At 64.1% G+C, this 17,202-nt stretch carries 19 protein-coding genes; 13 read left to right on the plus strand and 6 right to left on the minus strand.

What is annotated here, in order from left to right; genetic code table 11:
- Positions 1-24: 24 nt before the first annotated feature.
- Entirely contained in the window at positions 25-1,584 is a 1,560-nt protein-coding gene (locus tag JQ591_RS19630; protein WP_211397658.1) for an alpha/beta fold hydrolase, read from the plus strand.
- Between the two features lie 124 nt (positions 1,585-1,708).
- Here the strand turns inward: JQ591_RS19630 and JQ591_RS19635 are convergent, their stop codons facing one another.
- Positions 1,709-2,371, minus strand: a complete 663-nt coding sequence (locus tag JQ591_RS19635; protein ID WP_211397659.1) for a TetR/AcrR family transcriptional regulator — start codon at positions 2,369-2,371, stop codon at positions 1,709-1,711.
- Between the two features lie 241 nt (positions 2,372-2,612).
- On the opposite strand from JQ591_RS19635, the gene JQ591_RS19640 reads away from it, so the two are divergent.
- The 7 genes from JQ591_RS19640 to cynS all read left to right on the plus strand — a co-directional run bounded on the left by JQ591_RS19640 (position 2,613) and on the right by cynS (position 9,248).
- The gene (locus JQ591_RS19640) at positions 2,613-3,155 is read left to right on the plus strand and encodes an OsmC family protein (RefSeq protein ID WP_007602244.1); all 543 of its coding nucleotides are present in this window, start codon (positions 2,613-2,615) and stop codon (positions 3,153-3,155) included.
- Positions 3,156-3,189: 34 nt separating this feature from the next.
- The gene (locus tag JQ591_RS19645) at positions 3,190-4,302 is read left to right on the plus strand and encodes an acyl-CoA dehydrogenase family protein (RefSeq protein WP_211397660.1); all 1,113 of its coding nucleotides are present in this window, start codon (positions 3,190-3,192) and stop codon (positions 4,300-4,302) included.
- Between the two features lie 65 nt (positions 4,303-4,367).
- The gene (locus tag JQ591_RS19650; RefSeq protein ID WP_211397661.1) at positions 4,368-5,246 is read left to right on the plus strand and encodes a sulfurtransferase; all 879 of its coding nucleotides are present in this window, start codon (positions 4,368-4,370) and stop codon (positions 5,244-5,246) included.
- A gap of 118 nt (positions 5,247-5,364) precedes the next feature.
- Entirely contained in the window at positions 5,365-6,747 is a 1,383-nt protein-coding gene (locus tag JQ591_RS19655; protein ID WP_211397662.1) for a CmpA/NrtA family ABC transporter substrate-binding protein, read from the plus strand.
- A 169-nt stretch (positions 6,748-6,916) separates the two neighbouring features.
- Entirely contained in the window at positions 6,917-7,759 is an 843-nt protein-coding gene (ntrB, locus tag JQ591_RS19660) for a nitrate ABC transporter permease (RefSeq protein WP_211397663.1), read from the plus strand.
- A gap of 4 nt (positions 7,760-7,763) precedes the next feature.
- Positions 7,764-8,687, plus strand: coding sequence for an ABC transporter ATP-binding protein (locus JQ591_RS19665; protein ID WP_211397664.1), 924 nt, complete (start codon positions 7,764-7,766; stop codon positions 8,685-8,687).
- Between the two features lie 72 nt (positions 8,688-8,759).
- Positions 8,760-9,248 (plus strand): cyanase, encoded by a 489-nt coding sequence (gene cynS, locus JQ591_RS19670; RefSeq protein WP_211397665.1) that lies wholly within the window; start codon positions 8,760-8,762, stop codon positions 9,246-9,248.
- Here the strand turns inward: cynS and JQ591_RS19675 are convergent.
- Entirely contained in the window at positions 9,235-10,062 is an 828-nt protein-coding gene (locus JQ591_RS19675) for an isocitrate lyase/PEP mutase family protein (protein ID WP_211397666.1), read from the minus strand. The genes cynS and JQ591_RS19675 overlap by 14 nt on opposite strands.
- Positions 10,063-10,174: 112 nt before the next feature.
- Between JQ591_RS19675 and JQ591_RS19680 the strand changes: the two genes are divergently transcribed.
- Positions 10,175-11,149, plus strand: coding sequence for a LysR family transcriptional regulator (locus tag JQ591_RS19680; RefSeq protein ID WP_211397667.1), 975 nt, complete (start codon positions 10,175-10,177; stop codon positions 11,147-11,149).
- Between the two features lie 11 nt (positions 11,150-11,160).
- On the opposite strand, the gene JQ591_RS19685 is transcribed toward JQ591_RS19680, so the two are convergent.
- A complete protein-coding gene (locus JQ591_RS19685) occupies positions 11,161-11,484 on the minus strand; it encodes a DUF1476 domain-containing protein (protein WP_018455521.1) in 324 nt (107 codons plus the stop codon).
- Positions 11,485-11,792: 308 nt separating this feature from the next.
- Between JQ591_RS19685 and purC the strand changes: the two genes are divergently transcribed.
- Both purC and purS read left to right on the plus strand, forming a co-directional pair.
- Complete coding sequence (gene purC / locus JQ591_RS19690; RefSeq protein WP_008974302.1) at positions 11,793-12,560, plus strand: phosphoribosylaminoimidazolesuccinocarboxamide synthase; 768 nt, start codon at positions 11,793-11,795, stop codon at positions 12,558-12,560.
- Positions 12,561-12,572: 12 nt separating this feature from the next.
- Positions 12,573-12,815, plus strand: a complete 243-nt coding sequence (gene purS, locus JQ591_RS19695) for a phosphoribosylformylglycinamidine synthase subunit PurS (protein ID WP_007602264.1) — start codon at positions 12,573-12,575, stop codon at positions 12,813-12,815.
- A 9-nt stretch (positions 12,816-12,824) separates the two neighbouring features.
- Here purS and JQ591_RS19700 read toward each other — a convergent pair whose 3' ends face one another.
- Positions 12,825-13,841: a magnesium and cobalt transport protein CorA gene (locus JQ591_RS19700; protein WP_211397668.1), complete on the minus strand. Its 1,017-nt coding sequence runs from the start codon at positions 13,839-13,841 to the stop codon at positions 12,825-12,827.
- A 164-nt stretch (positions 13,842-14,005) separates the two neighbouring features.
- Between JQ591_RS19700 and purQ the strand changes: the two genes are divergently transcribed.
- Both purQ and JQ591_RS19710 read left to right on the plus strand, forming a co-directional pair.
- Positions 14,006-14,707 (plus strand): phosphoribosylformylglycinamidine synthase subunit PurQ, encoded by a 702-nt coding sequence (purQ, locus tag JQ591_RS19705; protein ID WP_211397669.1) that lies wholly within the window; start codon positions 14,006-14,008, stop codon positions 14,705-14,707.
- Positions 14,704-15,678, plus strand: a complete 975-nt coding sequence (locus JQ591_RS19710) for a tripartite tricarboxylate transporter substrate binding protein BugD (RefSeq protein WP_211397670.1) — start codon at positions 14,704-14,706, stop codon at positions 15,676-15,678. The genes purQ and JQ591_RS19710 overlap by 4 nt, the downstream gene beginning before the upstream one ends.
- A 10-nt stretch (positions 15,679-15,688) precedes the next feature.
- Here JQ591_RS19710 and JQ591_RS19715 read toward each other — a convergent pair whose 3' ends face one another.
- Both JQ591_RS19715 and JQ591_RS19720 read right to left on the minus strand, forming a co-directional pair.
- Entirely contained in the window at positions 15,689-16,645 is a 957-nt protein-coding gene (locus JQ591_RS19715) for a DMT family transporter (RefSeq protein WP_211397671.1), read from the minus strand.
- A gap of 74 nt (positions 16,646-16,719) precedes the next feature.
- Positions 16,720-17,199 carry a PaaI family thioesterase gene (locus JQ591_RS19720; RefSeq protein ID WP_211397672.1) on the minus strand — a complete coding sequence of 160 codons (480 nt, stop codon included), beginning with the start codon at positions 17,197-17,199 and terminating at the stop codon, positions 16,720-16,722.
- Positions 17,200-17,202 lie beyond the last annotated feature (3 nt).

Genomic DNA, 17,202 nt, shown 5'->3' on the forward strand with positions numbered 1-17,202 from the left:
GCCGCGAGGGGAGAGAGGATCTCCATGACCGCCTTTTTACTGGGAGCGTTCGGGTTCCCCGAGGTCCATGCCGACGACCGCACGATCAAGCTGAACCTGCGCAAGGGTCTTGCGCTGCTGATCTATCTCGGGGAGGCCAACGGCGCGGTCGCGCGGGACGTCCTTGCTACGCTGCTATGGCCCGAGACGTCCCGCGAGACGGGCCTCGGGCGATTGCGGCGGCTGCTTCATCGCATCGAACTCGCGCTCGGCCAGCGGATCTTCGAGACCGACCGCAGCAGCGTGCGATGGTCTCCGGAGATTGAGCTGAAGGTCGATACGCATCTGTTCGAGAGCGCCTGCAATCGCGGCGCCTTCGAGGAAGCCTGCCTGATGTATCGGGGGGACTTCCTGGCGGGCTTCGCTCTGGACGGCTGCCCCGAATTCGACGACTGGGCTTTCTTTCGGCGGGAGGCGCTACGGGGACGGCTGATGCACGCGCTGGAGCGTCTGGTGCAGGACAAGAATGCAGCCGGCGACCATTTTGCCGCCACAGTGCATGCGGGACGCCTGGTCGAGCTCGATCCGCTCAGCGAGGTCTATGGCCGGCATCTGCTCCGCAGCCTTTTGCTGGCCGGCGACAGGAGCGCAGCCGAACGGCACCACGAGGCCCTGACGCAGCGGCTGCGGGACGAGCTTGGAGTCGCGCCGGAAGCCGAGACCGAGGCGCTCATGGACCCCGGCGCGGCTTCGTCGCTCGCCGCCGTTCCGACGACGCGCTACGTCAAGGGCGCCGGTGTGCATCTGGCGTATCAGACCTATGGAAGCGGTCCGCTCGATATCCTGGTCATGCCCGGCTTCGTGTCGCATGTGGAGCGCGCCTGGGAGCATCCCGCGAGCCGGACGTTTCTGGCCTCACTGATGAAGTTGGGGCGCCTGATCGTTTTCGATCGTCGCGGCATCGGGTTGTCCGACCGGGTTGGATCGGCGCCGGGCATCGACGCCACCGCGGAGGATATCGGCACCGTGCTGCGGGCCGTGGATGGGCGCCGCGTCGTGCTGTTCGGAGCGTCCGAGTGCGGGCCCGCCTGCATCAAATTTGCTGTCGATGAGCCGCGTCTCGTGGCCGGGCTCATTCTGTTCGGCGCATTGGCCAAGGGCTGCTGGTCGCAGGACTATCCGCACGCGTTGCGCGCCAGCCAGTACGACGCCTGGAGCAAGCACCTCATCGCGCAATGGGGAGGCCCGGTAGAGATTGAAACCTTCGCGCCGAGCCTTGCCGGCGATCCCCAGGCGCGCGCCTGGTGGGCGGGGCTATTGCGCGCGGCCTCCAGTCCGGGCGGCATCTCGGCGGTGCTCGAGGCGTTTCGCGACGCCGACGTGCGGCACCTTTTGGCGCAGATTGCCGTGCCAACATTGGTGCTGCATCGTCGGGACGACAAGGCCGTACGGATCGCGGCGGGGCGCGATGTGGCGAGCCGGATCAAAGGCGCGGAATTCGTCGAGCTCGACGGCAATGATCATTGGTTCTTTGCGGGCGATCAGCAGCCGGTGCTCGCGGCGATCGGGCGGTTTATGGAGGGTTTGCCGAGGCGCACTTGGTAGGGTGGATTAGCCGAAGGCGTAATCCACCACTTCTGTTTCCGCGGAGCTCAAAGAGGTGGATTACGCCGAGCGGTTTGCGCTTCGCGCAATCCCGCGGGGCTAATCCACCCTATGAAGGCCGCGATCACACCGCCTCGAGCTGATCCGCAGCGCGCTTCTTTTTCGCCTTCCACTGGCTGAGCAGGGGACCTGCCGTGAGCGCCGCCGTATCCGCCACGCCCGGATCGCGCGAGACCATCGCGGCGACGATCGCGCCGTCGATCAGGAGGCCGAGCTGGTGCGCGAGCACGACAGGCTCGCTGGATCCAAGCTCGCCGGCGAGCTTCTCGATGTGGCCGAGCACGATCTTCTTGTGCTTCATCGCGATGTTGCGGAACTGCTTGGCGTCCTTGTCGTGCTCGCCGACCGCGTTGATGAAGGGGCAGCCGTAGAAGCGCTCTTCGGCAAACCAGCTTTTCAGCGCCGGGAAGATACGCGTGAGCTTCGTCTGCGCGTCGCCGCCGCCTTCTTCCATGGCACCGATGAACCATTCGCGCCACTGCTTGCCTTCGCTCTCCAGCACCGCGTTGACGAGATTGGTTTTAGAACCGAATAATTTGTAAAGCGTGGTCTTTGCGGTGCCGGCTTCCTCGATGATCGCATCGATGCCGGTGGCGTTGATGCCGTTCTTGCAGAACAGATGTGTCGCGGCGCTCAAGAGGCGCCCGCGCGCGGACTCGTCTTCGCCGGCGGCGGCGTGGGGCGAGGTCTTCTTCGATGACGTCTTGTTGAGTAAGGACTTGGCCATGAGTCCAAACTTACCTGCAGCGATGCCGCATCAGCAAGCCGCATCTGTTCCGCGCTGAAAAGATTCGCAAGGGAAAGGCCGTCTGCATCGCCTTTGAGCAAACGGTCGCTGATCAATCCGCAGGCAGCTCTCGCTAAGCGGCTCCAATGCTTCGCATTTTGTTTTTGGCCTTCTCTGGCACGCTCCATGCAAGGAAACAGACCGTTCGGTATCCTGCCGATTTCCTGCCAGGGAGAAAATGATGACTGCCGTCGTTCAGAAGACAGTGCTGACGGGTTGCCTCGCGCCCATCGACAAGAATGGCCTCGAGCAACTGATCGCCAACGGCAAGGCCAATCCGAAGGTCATCAAGACCTTGAAGTGCAAGACGGTCGCGGAAGGAAAATTCCGCCACGCCAACTACATCCGCAATTTGCCGCCCTACATTGTCGACGAGCCGCCCGGTCTGCTCGGCGACGACACCGCGCCCAATCCGTCCGAAGCCTCGCTCGCCGCGCTCGGCTCCTGCCTCGCCGTCGGCCTGCACGCCAACGCCGTGCATCGCGGCTGGATCGTCAACAAGCTCGAGCTCGAGCTCGAGGGCGATCTCAACATCACCGCGGTCTGGGGCACCGGCGACATGTCGGACAAGCCGGTCGGCTTCACCGACGTGCGCGTAAAGGTCGACATGGAATGTGAGGGGATCTCGCCGGACGAGATCAATGCGCTGGTCGCCCATGTGAAGCAATGGTCGCCGGTCGCCAACACCTTCACCCGCCCGGTCAATCTCGAGGTCGGCATCTAGTAGACGGCAACAGGACAAGGTGCGGGAGACGATCATGGGTTCACTGGCTTTATCACGGGCCGAAGTTTTGGATCAGCCCGCACCGTCCATTGCAGGCGAGGTGGCGCGGATCGCCCGGGAGCAGCTCGCGCCGCTCGCTGCCGGCATCGACGCCGGCACCGTCTATCCAGCCGAGGTGCTGCGCAAATTCGGCGAGGTCGGCGCCTGGGGCAGTCACGTGCCGCACGAAGGGCCTGCCGATCTGCGCTGTGCCATCCAGGCGATGGCGGCAATCGGCGAGGTCTGCGGCGGAACCGCCTTCATGGCGTGGTGCCAAAACACGCTGGTCTGGTACGCCGCCAACTCGACCAACATGAAGCTGGCAAAGCGCTTCGGCGATGCGTTCTCGACCGGCCGCGTGCTCGGCGGCACCGGGCTCTCCAATCCGATGAAGAGCTTTTTCGGCATCGAAAAGCTCAAACTGAAGGGGCGCAAGGTCGAAGGCGGCTACATCGTGCGCGGCGCGCTGCCCTGGGTCTCCAATCTCGGCCCCGACCATTATTTCGGCACCATCTTCGAGCGCGAGGACGAGCCGGGCACGGTCATGTTCCTCGCGGACTGTTCGGACCCTGCGATCACGCTGACGCCATGCAAGCCGTTCCTCGCCATGGACGGCACCGGCACCTACGGCGTGCAGTTCCGCGACGCCTTCGTGCCGGATGATCTGATCCTGGCCGATCCCGCCGGCCCCTTCGTGAAGAAGATCCGCGGCGGCTTCATCCTGCTCCAGGCCGGCATGGCGCTCGGGCTCATCAAGGACTGCATCAACATCATGGACGAGGTCGATAATCCCCTCGGCCACATCAACCGCTATTTGCCGCAACAGCCGGTGGCTTTCCGCGATCTCGCCGCCGAACTCGAGACCGAGGCCATGGCGCTGGCGCGCGATCCCTACAATGAAGAGGAGACCTACTGGCGCAAGGTGATCGCGCTCAGGCTTCGCGCCGGCGAGGCCAGCGTCGCGGCGGCGCATGCCGCGATGCTGCATTGTGGCGCGCGCGGCTACCTTATGAGCCACCGCGCGCAGCGGCGCCTGCGCGAGGCCTATTTCGTCGCGATCGTCACGCCTGCCACCAAGCAGTTGCGCAAGATGCTTGCCGATTCCTGATCTTTACGAGTCCACCCAAGTCCACCACTCCAGTCCACCACCTAACCTCAACGGAGAGGCTGCCAATGACGGACGTTCTGATCTCTGCCAGCGAACTTGCCGATCTCTTGAAGACCGAGCCCTGTGTCGTGATCGACACCCGCAACCCCGACGCCTATGGCGCCGGGCACCTTCCCAACGCCGTGAGCGTGCATGAGATATTCACGTTTCTTGCGACCTCGACGCCGGAAGGCATCAGCGAGCTGAAGACGAAATTCGCGGACGCCTTTGGCGGCGCCGGCCTTTCCGGCAAGGAGACGGCCGTGATCTACGAGCAGTCGATGAACTCCGGCTTCGGTCAGTCCTGCCGCGGCTACTACCTGCTTACCATGCTCGGCTATCCAAAAGTGAAGGTGCTGCATGGCGGCTTCGATGCCTGGGCCGCCGCAGGTCTTCCGGTGACGAAGGATGTGCCGGCGCCGGCGAAGGCGTCGTTCTCGATCGTGCCTGAAGCGGGCGAGATCCTGATCGACGCCAAGACCATGCTCGGGGCCGTCGGCAAGCCGGGCGTCGCCATCCTCGACGTGCGCGACGTCGACGAATGGATCGGCGACAGCTCGTCTCCGTATGGGAAGGATTTCTGCCCGCGCAAGGGTCGCATTCCCGGTGCGGTGTGGCTGGAATGGTATCGCATGATGAAGCCGACCGCCGAGGGACCGCGCTTCAAGTCCAAGGACGAGATTCTGGCGGAATGCGCCACTGTCGGCATCTCGCCGTCCACGCCGGTCTATCTCTACTGCTTCAAGGGGGCGCGCGCCTCGAACACGTTTCTGGCGCTCAAGAACGCCGGCGTGAAGGACGTGCGGATGTATTTCGGCTCCTGGAACGAATGGTCGCGCGATCCGTCGCTGCCGATCGAGCAGGGATTGCCGATCGCTGCCCAGGTAACAGGCAAGGCGGCATAGAACCTGCATGTTTTCCGTGGCCCGGCTGCGCAAAGAGCGGCCGGGCCACGATACAATTTTGACCTGACGCGGCGGACAACGGCGTCCCTCGCGCAGTGTGACAAAGGGGCGCAGCAGCATGGCCACGTTCGACGATCCGTTCGATGCCGACCGCAGTCTTCAGTCCGGTTGCGCGTGCGGCCGGCACCGTTCGGCTTCCGAGCACGAGCAGGCGGCTTTGGCGCTGCGCTGCGAGCCCGTCGAGAGCGAGGAAAAGCGCTACGAGGGCGTCGTGGCCTCCGCATTGATGCGGGCGATGTTTCCGCAGGATTTGGCGCGGCGCGCATTCCTGAAATCGGTCGGGGCCTCGACCGCGCTGGCCGCGCTGTCGCAATTCTTCCCGCTTCAGACCGCCACGGAGGTGTTCGCCGAGACGGGCGCGCCCGAGAAGAAGGACCTCAAGGTCGGCTTCATCCCCATCACCTGCGCCACGCCGATCATCATGGCCGCTCCCCTCGGCTTCTATGCCAAGCATGGGCTCAACGTCGAAGTGGTCAAGACGGCCGGCTGGGCCGTGATCCGCGACAAGACCATCAACAAGGAATACGACGCCGCGCACATGCTGGCGCCGATGCCGCTCGCGATCTCGCTTGGCTTGGGGGCAAACGCCATTCCGTTTGCTGTCCCTGCGATCGAGAACATCAACGGGCAGGGCATCGTGCTCGCGACCAAGCACAAGGACAAGCGCGATCCGAAGGACTGGAAGGGCCTGAAATTCGCGATCCCCTTCGACTATTCCATGCACAATTATCTGCTGCGCTACTATCTCGCCGAACACGGGGTCGACCCCGACACCGACGTGCAGCTGCGTTCGGTGCCGCCGCCGGAAATGGTCGCAAACCTGCGCGCCGACAACATCGACGGCTTCCTCGCACCCGACAACATCTGCCAGCGCGCGATCTATGACGGCGTCGGCTTCATGCATCTTTTGTCCAAGGAAATCTGGGACGGCCATCCCTGCTGCAGCTTCGCCGCCAGCCGCGAGTTCATCACCACGGCGCCGAACAGCTTTGCGGCGTTGACGCGCGCGATCGTCGATGCGACCGCCTATGCGTCGAAGGCGGAGAATCGCAAGCAGATCGCCGAGGCGATCGCGCCGGCGAACTACATCAACGCGCCGGTCACGGTGCTGGAACAGGTCTTGACCGGCACCTATGCCGACGGCCTCGGCGGCGTGAAGACGGATGAAAAGCGCGTCGATTTCGACCCGTTCCCCTGGCAGTCCTTCGCGGTGTGGATGCTGACGCAGATGAAGCGCTGGGGCCAGATCAAGGGCGACGTCGATTACAAGGCGGTTGCCGAGCAGGTGTATCTCGCCACCGACACCAGGAAGCTGATGACCGAGATGGGCCTGACGCCGCCAGCCAGCAGCTACAAATCGTTCGCGGTGATGGGCAAGAATTTCGATCCGGCCAAGCCGGAGGACTACCTGGCGAGCTTCAAGATCAGGAAGGCGTCGTGAGGGGCCGCGCTGCCTCTCCGCCGTCGTCCCGGCGAAGGCCGGGACCCATACCGCGTGATCTATCGATTGCGAAAGGTAGCAGTACCGAACAGCGAGTCTTCGTCAAACTACTCCCTGGGGTTATGGGTCCCGGCCTTCGCCGGGACGACGCGTGGAGAGGTCCTGCTCGATGACCACCTCCTCCCTTCGTCTCCGCGCCGGCCTCGTCTCGATCGTGCTGCTCGCCGCGTTCCTCGGCATCTGGCATCTCGCCGTGCGCTCGACGGCACCGGTGGCCACGATGAGCCCGGAATACGCCAAGCTGATGGGCTTGACCGCGACGCAGGGCAAATCCGCCATGCCCGGGCCGTTCGATGTCGGCGTAAAACTCTGGGAGCATTTGAAGCGGCCGTTCTACGACAACGGGCCGAACGACAAGGGGCTCGGCATCCAGCTCGGCTACTCGATCGCGCGCGTAGGCGCCGGCTATCTGCTCGCCGTGCTCGTCGCCATTCCGCTCGGCTTCCTGATCGGCATGTCGCCGCTGCTGAGCCAAGCGCTCGATCCCTTCATCCAGGTGCTGAAGCCGATCTCGCCACTGGCGTGGATGCCGCTCGCGCTCTACACCATCAAGGATTCCTCGATCTCCGCGATCTTCGTCATCTTCATCTGCTCGATCTGGCCGATGCTGCTCAACACCGTGTTTGGGGTCGCGAGCGTACGCAAGGAATGGATCAACGTCGCACGAACGCTCGAGGTCGGAACGATCAGGCGCGCCTTCACCGTGATTCTGCCGGCGGCGGCGCCGACGATCCTGACCGGCATGCGCATCTCGATCGGCATCGCCTGGCTCGTGATCGTCGCGGCCGAAATGCTCGTCGGCGGCACCGGCATCGGCTACTTCGTCTGGAACGAGTGGAACAATTTGTCGATCACCAACGTCATCATCGCGATCCTCCTGATCGGGATCGTCGGCATGCTGCTCGACCAGATCCTCGCGCGCTTCACGCGCATGGTCACGTTTCCGGAGTAGGGCCGTGACCGAGAAATTCATCTCCATCGAAGGCATCGCAAAGCGCTATCCGGGCGCGGGCGGAGCGACGACGACCGTGTTCGAGAATCTGTGGCTGTCGATGGCGCGCGGAGAGTTCTGCTGCGTGATCGGCCATTCCGGCTGCGGCAAGACCACGGTGCTCAACATCCTCGCCGGCCTCGATGCGCCGAGCGAGGGCGCGGTGATCGTCGACGGGCAGGCCATTTCAGGGACGAGCCTCGACCGTGCCGTGATCTTCCAGAGCCATGCGCTGCTCCCCTGGCGCACCGTGCTCGGCAACGTCGCCTACGCCGTGAGCTCGAAATGGCGGCGCTGGGATCGCGCCAAGGTGAAGGCGCATGCGCAGACGTTTATTGATCTCGTGGGCCTGACGGGTTCGGAACACAAGCGACCTTCCGAGCTCTCCGGCGGCATGAAGCAGCGCGTCGGCATCGCGCGTGCATTGTCGATCACGCCAAAGATGATGCTGATGGACGAGCCGTTCTCGGCACTTGACGCGCTGACGCGCGGCACGCTGCAGGACGAGGTGCGGCGCATCTGTCTTGAGACCGGGCAGACCGCGTTCATGATCACCCATGACGTCGACGAGGCGATCTATCTCGCCGACAAGATCTTCCTGATGACCAACGGTCCCGGCGCGGTGCTGGCGGAAGTGGTCGAGAACCCGCTGCCGCGGGACCGCGGCCGCACCGACCTGCACCGCCACCCGCTGTATTACGCGCTGCGCAATCACATCATTGATTTCCTGGTGATGCGCAGCAAGACTTTCGCGGCCGAGACGCCCGGTCACGATCCGCGCAATGTGCCGGTGGTGCATATCGGTAAGCCCGGACTGACCGTCGCGTCCGGTGGCGACGACCAACGACAGGCCTGGATACCCGGGAGCAGTCCCGGCTTGACTGCCTAATTTGGAGACGCATGATCTCCGGAAAATCGCTTCACACTTTTCCGGATCATGCTTTTGAAGGGAGACCCCGACATGAAACGCGAAGACCTCACCGAGAAGCTGCTCGACATCAAGCGCGAGAAGGGCTGGAGCTGGAAATATATCTGCGAGCAAATCGGCGGCTATGCCGAGGTACTGATCGTCGGCGCGATCCTCGGGCAGATGAAACTGACGAAGCCGCAGGCGGCCAACGCCGGCGAGCTGTTCGGCCTGTCGAAGGCGGAAACCGCGATGCTCAACGAGGTGCCGATGCGCGGCACCGGCACGCCGATGCCGCCGACCGACCCGCTGATCTACCGTTTCTACGAAATGGTGATGGTCAACGGCCCGGCCTGGAAGGCGCTGATCGAGGAGGAGTTCGGCGACGGCATCATGTCGGCGATCGACTTCGACATGGCGATCGAGCGCGTCGCCAACCCGAAGGGCGACCGCGTCAAGTTCACGATGAGCGGCAAATTCCTGCCGTATAAATATTACGGCGCCAGCGGCAACGTGCCGGAATACGGCTTCAAGGAAGGCTGACCGCGGCGAACGCGTCGCGCAGTTCCTTGATCGGCGCCATTTCGCGAACATAGGTGAAGGAGCCGTTCTCCTTCATCTCGCGTGCGCTCGTCAGGAATGCTGCGAGCGCAAATCGCGACATCGCGCCGCCGACGCTGACGCGCTTGACTCCGGCCGCTGACAGTTGCGGCAAGGTCAGCGTCGGATCGGCGAAGCCCATGACGAGGTTGAAGGGCTTCTTCAGCGACGACACCACGGTCGTGATCGTTGCGAGGGTGTGGACGCCCGGCGCATAGAGCACGTCGGCGCCGACGGCCTCGAATGCCTGCAATCGCTTGATGGTGTCGTCGAGGTCGTTGCGCCCGTGCAGAAGATTTTCGGCCCGGGCCGTCAGCGTGAACGGAAAGGACAGGGAGCGCGCCGCCTCCACGGCGGCTTGCACGCGCTCCACGGCCAACGCGAAATCATAGATCGGACGTTCTCGCTCGCCGGTCGAATCCTCGATGGAGCCGCCGACCGCTCCTGCCTCGGCTGCGCGCCGGATTGCGTCCGCCGCGCGCTTTGGCTCATGTGCGCCGCAGTTCTCGAGGTCCACGTTGACCGGGAGTTCTGTTGCGGCGGCAATCGCGCGGCAATTCTCGAGGATGGCGTCGAGGCTGACCGTCGAACTGCCCAACGTGTTGGCGAGACCGAGGCTTGTCGTCGCGAGCGCCTCGAAGTCCATCGCGGCGAGCAGTTTTGCCGTGCCGGCATCCCACGGGTTGGGAATGATGAAGGCGCCTGGGCGCGTGTGCAGGGCCTGAAACGCTTTCGCCTTCTCCAATTGGCTTGTCATGATTCGCTCCGCACATCCTGATCGACGTGCCCTCAGCCATAGGCGCCTTTCCGTCATCCAACAAATTTGTTATTTATCTACATATCATCAGCTTTTTGCATGAGGTGCGGCGATGGACAGCGATGCGCTCAACACCTTCCTTGCGGTTCACCGTCGGGGAGGGATCTCGAACGCCGCCAAATTCCTGCTCCGCTCGCAGCCGGCGATCTCTCGCCGCATTGCACTGTTGGAGCAGGAGCTCGGTGTGCCGCTGTTCGATCGCTCAGCGGGTCGCACGATGCTGAGCGATGCGGGACGGGTGCTGATCCCTTACGCGGAGCGCGCGGTCGCAGCCGCGCAGGACGCCGAGCAGGCGATCCGGGCGTTGACCAAACAGAGTGCCGGTCCGGTGTCGCTCGCAGTGACCGGCACGCTTGCCGACAATCGCCTGTCGAAGATCATGGCGGCGTTCGCGAAGGAAAATCCCGGTGTCGCGCTCACGCTGCGCACCGCGACCAGCGCGGAGGTCAGCGGCCTCGTGCGCCGCGGCGAGGCGACAATCGGTCTGCGCTACAACATGGATCGTTCGCGCGACCTCGACTGCCAGGCGATCCTGACTGAGGCGCTGCAGGTCGTCTGCGCACCCGATCATCCGCTCGCCGGCAAGCGTGTGAAGCGGCTCGCCGAGCTCGGTGGTGAGCGCTGGATCGCATTTCCCGAGGTGCCCGGACGGCGCGAGATCGCCGCCGCGCACGTCTTTGCGCTGTTTCTGACTCGCGGACTGTCCGATGTTGAATGGACGGCGGTCGATAGTCTCACCGCCCAGAAAAGGCTCGTCGAATCGGGCTTCGGCCTCGCGCTCCTGGCGGAAAGCCATGTGGCTGAGGAGTTGAGCTCTGCCGCCATCGCCACCGTTGCGGTCGGCGATCTCGTCGCCAGCCACGACATCGCCCTGGTGACGCGGCGCGGCGGGTTCTTGAGCCTGGCCGCCCAGCATTTGCTGGAGGCCATCCGGCGCGATTATGGCCCAACCGGCGCCATGACGATTCGGCGACCAAGGAAGGAACGGCCGGAGCGCAAGAGGATTGCGCGCCGGCAGGTCAGATAGAGAAGGGCGGTTTATTTCCCCGCCTTCACCTCGGCGGCGGCCACCGCGATCAGCTCGTTCATCTTGGCGCGAATCGCCTGTTCGGTGACGGCGACGTTCTTGGCGGCAAAATCGGCCATGACCTTGCGCAGGACGTCGGCGTCGCCGGCCTCCTCGAAATCGGCCGCGACCACCTCCTTGGCATAGGCGGTGGCGGCATCGCCGGTAATGCCGAGCTTTTCGGCCGCCCACAGGCCGAGCAGCCGGTTGCGGCGGGCTTCAGCCTTGAATTTCTGCTCCTCGTCGAGGGCAAACTTCTTCTCGAAGCCTTCCTCGCGCTTGTCCAACGTGCTCATGCCTTTTCCAATTCCCTGCTGACCGGCCCCGGCGGCCCTCGTTGCGAGAGCCCCGGTGCATGCCTAGATAGGGGGCACGAATCGGCAAAACAACGAGCCGTTAAGCCGCAGGCAAGGCGGTATAAGTTTGATGCCGGACGGCTGGATCGATTGTGCTGGGGGAGCCAATCGGATAGGTTGCCTAAGGTTGGGTTCCCGTTCTGTTTTCACGGGTTCCGGGCCGTTCACGGCAGCTCCGCTGTGGGTCGTAGTCTCGTCAACCGGAGCACACCAGATACATGGATTTCAACAAAACACGGTACATCCCCATGAGCCGTCGGCGTCGCATTTATGAAGGCAAGGCAAAGGTTCTTTACGAAGGCCCGGAGCCCGGTACCCTGATCCAGCACTTCAAGGATGACGCCACCGCGTTCAATGCGAAAAAGCATCAGGTGATCGAGGGCAAGGGTGTCCTCAACAACCGGATCTCGGAGTACCTGTTTCAGCACCTCAACGACATCGGGGTGCCGACCCATTTCATCCGCCGCCTCAACATGCGCGAGCAGTTGATTCGCGAAGTCGAGATAGTGCCGCTGGAAGTGGTGGTGCGGAACGTTGCCGCCGGCTCGCTGTCGCAGCGCCTCGGCATCGAGGAGGGCACGCAGCTGCCCCGCTCGATCATCGAGTTCTACTACAAGAACGACCAGCTCAACGACCCCATGGTGTCGGAAGAGCACATCACCGCTTTCGGCTGGGCGACGCCGCAGGAGATCGACGACATCATGGCGCTTGCCATCCGTGTCAACGACTTCCTCACCGGTCTCTTCCTCGGCATCGGCATCCGCCTCGTCGACTTCAAGATGGAGTGCGGCCGGCTGTTCGAGAACGAGATGATGCGGATCATCGTCGCCGACGAGATCTCGCCGGATAGCTGCCGTCTGTGGGACATCAAGTCGAACGAGAAGCTCGACAAGGATCGTTTCCGCAGGGATCTCGGTGGGCTGCTTGAGGCCTATACCGAAGTCGCCAAGCGTCTCGGCATTCTCATGGAGAACGAGCGTCCGGCGGGCTCCGGCCCGGTGCTGGTGAAGAGCTAAGAGGGATCTGACGTGAAGGCACGTGTCACCGTTACGTTGAAAACGGGTATCCTCGATCCGCAGGGTAAGGCGATCGAGGGTGCGTTGAAATCGCTCGGCGTCGACGGCGTCGCCAGCGTCCGTCAGGGCAAGGTGTTCGACATCGAGCTCGCCGGCGCGGACAAGGCCAAGGCCGAGGCGGCGTTGAAGGACGCCGCCGACAAGCTGCTGGCCAACACCGTGATCGAGAACTATCGGGTCGAGCTGATCGGGTGAACGGATGGCTCACAGCCACCCGACCCGCCGAAAACGCCAGTACAGCGCGCCGCACGCCGCCAGCATCACGCCGAGCAGCGTGTAATAGCCGTACTCCCAGTCAAGCTCCGGCATGTGCTTGAAGTTCATGCCGTAGATGCCGGCAAGCGCGGTCGGGATCGCGATGATCGCGAGCCAGGAGGCAAGCTTCTTGGAGACCGCCGTCTCCTGGGCCTGGCCGACCAGCAGGCTCGCTTCGAAGGCGAAGGCCAGCACCTCGCGCATCGAATCGATCCGCTCCTGGATGTTTCTGACGTGGTCGGTGACGTCGCGGAACAGCGGCTGCATCGTCGCGCGCACCATCGCAAGCTCGTCATGCTCGAGCCGGCGGCAGACCTCCACCAGGGGCCCGATCGCGGTCCTGAGCCGCAAGAGGTCGCGGCGCAGCATGTAGAGCCGCTCGATCTGCGCCTTGCTGATCGCCTTGGAGAGCACGTCATCCTCGATGCTCTCGACCTCTTCGTGAATGCTCTCGAGCACGGGCGAGTAGTTGTCGACGATGAAATCGAGGATGGCGTAGAGGATGTAGTCCTCGCCGCGCGCGAGCGCTCGCGGGCAGCTTTCGCAGCGTTCGCGCACCGGCGTGTAGGATGTCGAAGCGCCGTGGCGCACCGAGACCAGATAGCCTTCGCCGACGAAGATGTGCGTCTCGCCGAAGGCGATCCGGCCCTCGATCAGTTGCGCGGTCCGCGCCACGATGAACAGGGCCTCGCCATATTGCTCGATCTTCGGTCGCTGATGGGCGTGGTTGGCGTCCTCGATGGCGAGCTCGTGCAGGTCGAACTGCTTCTGCACCGCGCTGAGCAGCGCCATGTCGGGCTCGTGCAGCCCGATCCAGACCACATGGCCGGGTTTCGCCCGCCAGCTCGAGGCCTCGCTGATGGCGATATTGGCGACGCGCCGGCCGTCGACATAGGCACCGGCGGCGATGACGCCCTCGGTGGACACCGGCTCGGAGAGGGATGCGGGCAGCGACGGGACATTCATGGCTTCAATCCCGGGCAAGTCGATCGGCCGAATGGCGGGCTATGGCCTGTGCACAACGCTCACTGGCAAGGCTAGCACTGGTAAAATCCCCGTCAAATGGTTATGTCTGCTGGCGATTTGGCAGCCGTGCCAGCCCCATTTCAATCCTCTTCGGAACCTCTGCCATGAAAGCCGCCATCCTCGTCTTTCCCGGAATCAACCGTGAGCGCGACATGGCGCGCGCCTTGAGGCTGATCTCGGGCCATGAGCCGGCGATGGTCTGGCATGCCGAGACCTCGCTACCTGCGGGGACCGATCTCGTCGTCGTCCCCGGCGGCTTCTCCTACGGCGATTACTTGCGCTGCGGCGCGATTGCGGCCCGCGCGCCGGTGATGGACGCGGTGCGCGACTATGCGGCCAAGGGCGGCCTCGTGCTCGGCGTCTGCAACGGTTTTCAGATCCTCTGCGAATCCGGGCTGCTGCCGGGCGTCCTGATGCGGAACGCGCGGCTGAAGTTCATCTGCAAGGACGTACATCTGCGCGTCGAGCGCTCCGACACCCCGTTCACCCGCGGCTACAATGCCGGCCAGGTGATCCGCGTGCCCGTTGCGCACGGCGAGGGCAATTACGAGGCGGATGACGAGACCGTCAAGCGGCTCGAAGGCGAGGGGCGGGTGCTCTATCGTTACTGCTCCGCCGACGGCGTGGTCGACGAGAGTCACAACATCAACGGCGCGGCGCATTCCATCGCCGGCCTCGTCAACGACAGGGGCAACGTGCTCGGCATGATGCCGCATCCGGAAAACCACGTCGAAGACATCATGGGCTGCACCGACGGCCGCGGCCTGTTCGCAGGCCTCGTCCAGCATCTGGAAAAGGCCGCGTGATTGCGCTCGTGCTGAAGCGACTGTCGGCCGCTGTCGCCGTCGTTGCGTTCGCGACCGCCGCGTTCGCGCAGGATTTCCCCAAGCGTCCCGTCACCATGATCGTGCCGTTCGCGGCCGGGGGCACTTCCGACGTGATCGCGCGCACCGTTGCCGAGCAGATGGGCATCGCGCTCGGCCAGACCATCGTGATCGAGAACGTCGCGGGCGCCGGCGGATCGACCGCACTGGCGCGCGCCTCCCGCGCCGAGCCTGACGGCTACACCATTGCGATCGGCAATGCCGGCACCAACGCCGCGACCTATACGATCTATCCAAAACTGCCGTTCACGCCGGACTCCTTCGTGCCGATCGCCATGGTGGCGAAGACGTTTGGCATCATCGCCGTGCGCAAGGATTTTCCGGCGAAGGACCTGAAGGAGTTCATCGCCTACGCCAAGGCCAACCCCGGCAAGATCAATCTCGGCCATGCCGGCGTCGGCTCGTCGAACTACCTGATCTGCAAGAGCTTCGTCACCGCCGCCGGCATCGACGCGACGCTGGTCGGCTATCGCGGCGCCGCGCCGGCGCTGACGGATGCCATCGGCGGCCAGATCGACGGCGTCTGCGATGCGGCGGCCTCCGTCTCGCAATCGATCAACGAGAAGCTGGTGCGGGGACTCGTGGTCGGCTCGACTGTGCGGCTCGCCACGCTGCCCGATCTGTCCACATCAGCCGAAGCCGGCCTGCCCGAATTCGAGGCGCAGGGCTGGAACGGCCTGTTCGCGCCCAAGGGCACCCCGCCGGCCGTGATCGCTAGGCTGAATGCAGCCGCACGCGCGGCCGTGGAGACCGACGCGGTGAAGAAACGCTTTGCCGATCTGTCGACGGTTGCGCCCGACGACAACGAGCACACGCCGGAGCTGCTTCAGCAACTCGTGACGCGCGACGTCGAGAAGTACCGGAAGATGCTGGCGAACGACGCCAAGCAATAGCAAGTAATGGCTAGCGTAGCTTCAGCCGTTCCGCCGGCACCGTCATGGCGGCAACGCCCGCCATCACCAGCACCAGTCCCAGCGCCAGGTTCGAGGGCACGCTCTCGCCGAGCAGCAGCACGGAGAGGCCGACGCCGATCGGAATGCGCAAATAGCCTTGCGCGTTCGTCGTCAGCGTGCCGAGGCGTCCCAGGCACATGTAGAACAGCATCAGCCCCAAGGCGCTGGAGACGATGCCCATGACGATGGTGGCTGTGATCGCGGTCGGCGTCGGGTGCAGCGTCCATGGCTGGTCGATGATCAGCGAGGGCGGCAGCAGCACGAGGCCGCCGAACAGGAGCGAGCCGGCCGCCACCACCATCGGGTCGTATTCGGAGAGCCTGAGGCCAAAGATCGTGGCGCAAGCAAAGGAGATGGTGGCGAGCAGGATCGCGATCTCCGCGATGATCTCGCTACCGAAGCCGCGCAGGGCATCCAGGCCGACAACGACGATTGTGCCGGCAAGGCCGAGGATTGCGCCTAAGAGCTTCAGCAGTGTCGCCGGCTCGTGACGCGTGATCAGCGAGGTGATCAGGAAGGCGAAGATCGGCGTGGTCGAAGCCAACACCACCGTGTTCGACGCCGGCACATACTGCTGCGACCAGGTGATGATCAGGAACGGGAAGGTCGAGTTGATCAATTGCTGGGTCGCGAACAGCTTCCAGGCCTTCGCGTCGGTCGGGATCCTGATGCCGCGCATCCACAGGATCGCGAACAGGAAGGCGGCCGCGATCAGCGAGCGCGCTGAGATGAAAGTAATGGGCGGGATCGTGTCCAGCGCGAGCTTGGCCAGCGGATAGGTCGAGCTCCAGCAGCAGGCGAGCGCGACCAGCAGCGCATAGTCGCGCCAGTTGCGCGCGCCGGCGGCGGCCATGGACGGCAATGGCGAGGCCGTGGCGCGACCCGTCGGCGATGTGCTCTGCGGCACCTTGGTATTGCTCCCGGCGCGATAGCGCTCGGTACAAGTCTGGGCGAGGGGGCTGGAAAAGGGAAGGCGTCGAGCTATGCGTTTGGCTGAGGTTGCGGCTTCCGCTTCACCCGCTTGATCGTACCGGAAAAGGTGAACAGCTGCCTTTCGCCGGACATCATCTTGCCGCGCAGGAAGACCAGCGAACCGCCGGCCCGGCTCACCTCTCCGGTACACTCGATCAACTCGCCCTCCCGTGCCGCATCGAGGAATTCGCAGGCGAAATTGGTCGTCACGGCCCGGCTATCCAGAACGTGGGTGGCGATCGCGAACAGGGAGTAGTCGGCAAATGCCATGTAGCAGCCGCCATGGACGTTCCCCGAGCCGTTGAGGTGCTTTTTCTCGACCCGGAAGGCGCTGCGGACGCTGCCGTCCGCCTCGATCCGGTGCCAGAACGGGCCGACATGGGACTCAAAACTGTCGCGAATCCAGGTCCGCCAGCCCTGGAATTCCCCCTCGGTGGCGACGTGGAGGTCGGGGCGGCGAGGCGGGGGCGCTTTGGTCAATTCATGCAAGGA

The organism is Bradyrhizobium canariense, from assembly GCF_018130465.1.
Lineage (GTDB): Bacteria > Pseudomonadota > Alphaproteobacteria > Rhizobiales > Xanthobacteraceae > Bradyrhizobium > Bradyrhizobium canariense_C.

What these genes read in the sequence shown, in the direction of transcription:
- JQ591_RS19630 (WP_211397658.1), top strand. Translation starts at nt 25, where the DNA reads ATGACCGCCTTTTTACTGGGAGCGTTCGGGTTCCCCGAGGTCCATGCC.
- JQ591_RS19635 (WP_211397659.1), bottom strand. Translation starts at nt 2,371, where the DNA reads ATGGCCAAGTCCTTACTCAACAAGACGTCATCGAAGAAGACCTCGCCC.
- JQ591_RS19640 (WP_007602244.1), top strand. Translation starts at nt 2,613, where the DNA reads ATGACTGCCGTCGTTCAGAAGACAGTGCTGACGGGTTGCCTCGCGCCC.
- JQ591_RS19645 (WP_211397660.1), top strand. Translation starts at nt 3,190, where the DNA reads ATGGGTTCACTGGCTTTATCACGGGCCGAAGTTTTGGATCAGCCCGCA.
- JQ591_RS19650 (WP_211397661.1), top strand. Translation starts at nt 4,368, where the DNA reads ATGACGGACGTTCTGATCTCTGCCAGCGAACTTGCCGATCTCTTGAAG.
- JQ591_RS19655 (WP_211397662.1), top strand. Translation starts at nt 5,365, where the DNA reads ATGGCCACGTTCGACGATCCGTTCGATGCCGACCGCAGTCTTCAGTCC.
- ntrB (WP_211397663.1), top strand. Translation starts at nt 6,917, where the DNA reads ATGACCACCTCCTCCCTTCGTCTCCGCGCCGGCCTCGTCTCGATCGTG.
- cynS (WP_211397665.1), top strand. Translation starts at nt 8,760, where the DNA reads ATGAAACGCGAAGACCTCACCGAGAAGCTGCTCGACATCAAGCGCGAG.
- JQ591_RS19675 (WP_211397666.1), bottom strand. Translation starts at nt 10,062, where the DNA reads ATGACAAGCCAATTGGAGAAGGCGAAAGCGTTTCAGGCCCTGCACACG.
- JQ591_RS19680 (WP_211397667.1), top strand. Translation starts at nt 10,175, where the DNA reads ATGGACAGCGATGCGCTCAACACCTTCCTTGCGGTTCACCGTCGGGGA.
- JQ591_RS19685 (WP_018455521.1), bottom strand. Translation starts at nt 11,484, where the DNA reads ATGAGCACGTTGGACAAGCGCGAGGAAGGCTTCGAGAAGAAGTTTGCC.
- purC (WP_008974302.1), top strand. Translation starts at nt 11,793, where the DNA reads ATGAGCCGTCGGCGTCGCATTTATGAAGGCAAGGCAAAGGTTCTTTAC.
- JQ591_RS19700 (WP_211397668.1), bottom strand. Translation starts at nt 13,841, where the DNA reads ATGAATGTCCCGTCGCTGCCCGCATCCCTCTCCGAGCCGGTGTCCACC.
- purQ (WP_211397669.1), top strand. Translation starts at nt 14,006, where the DNA reads ATGAAAGCCGCCATCCTCGTCTTTCCCGGAATCAACCGTGAGCGCGAC.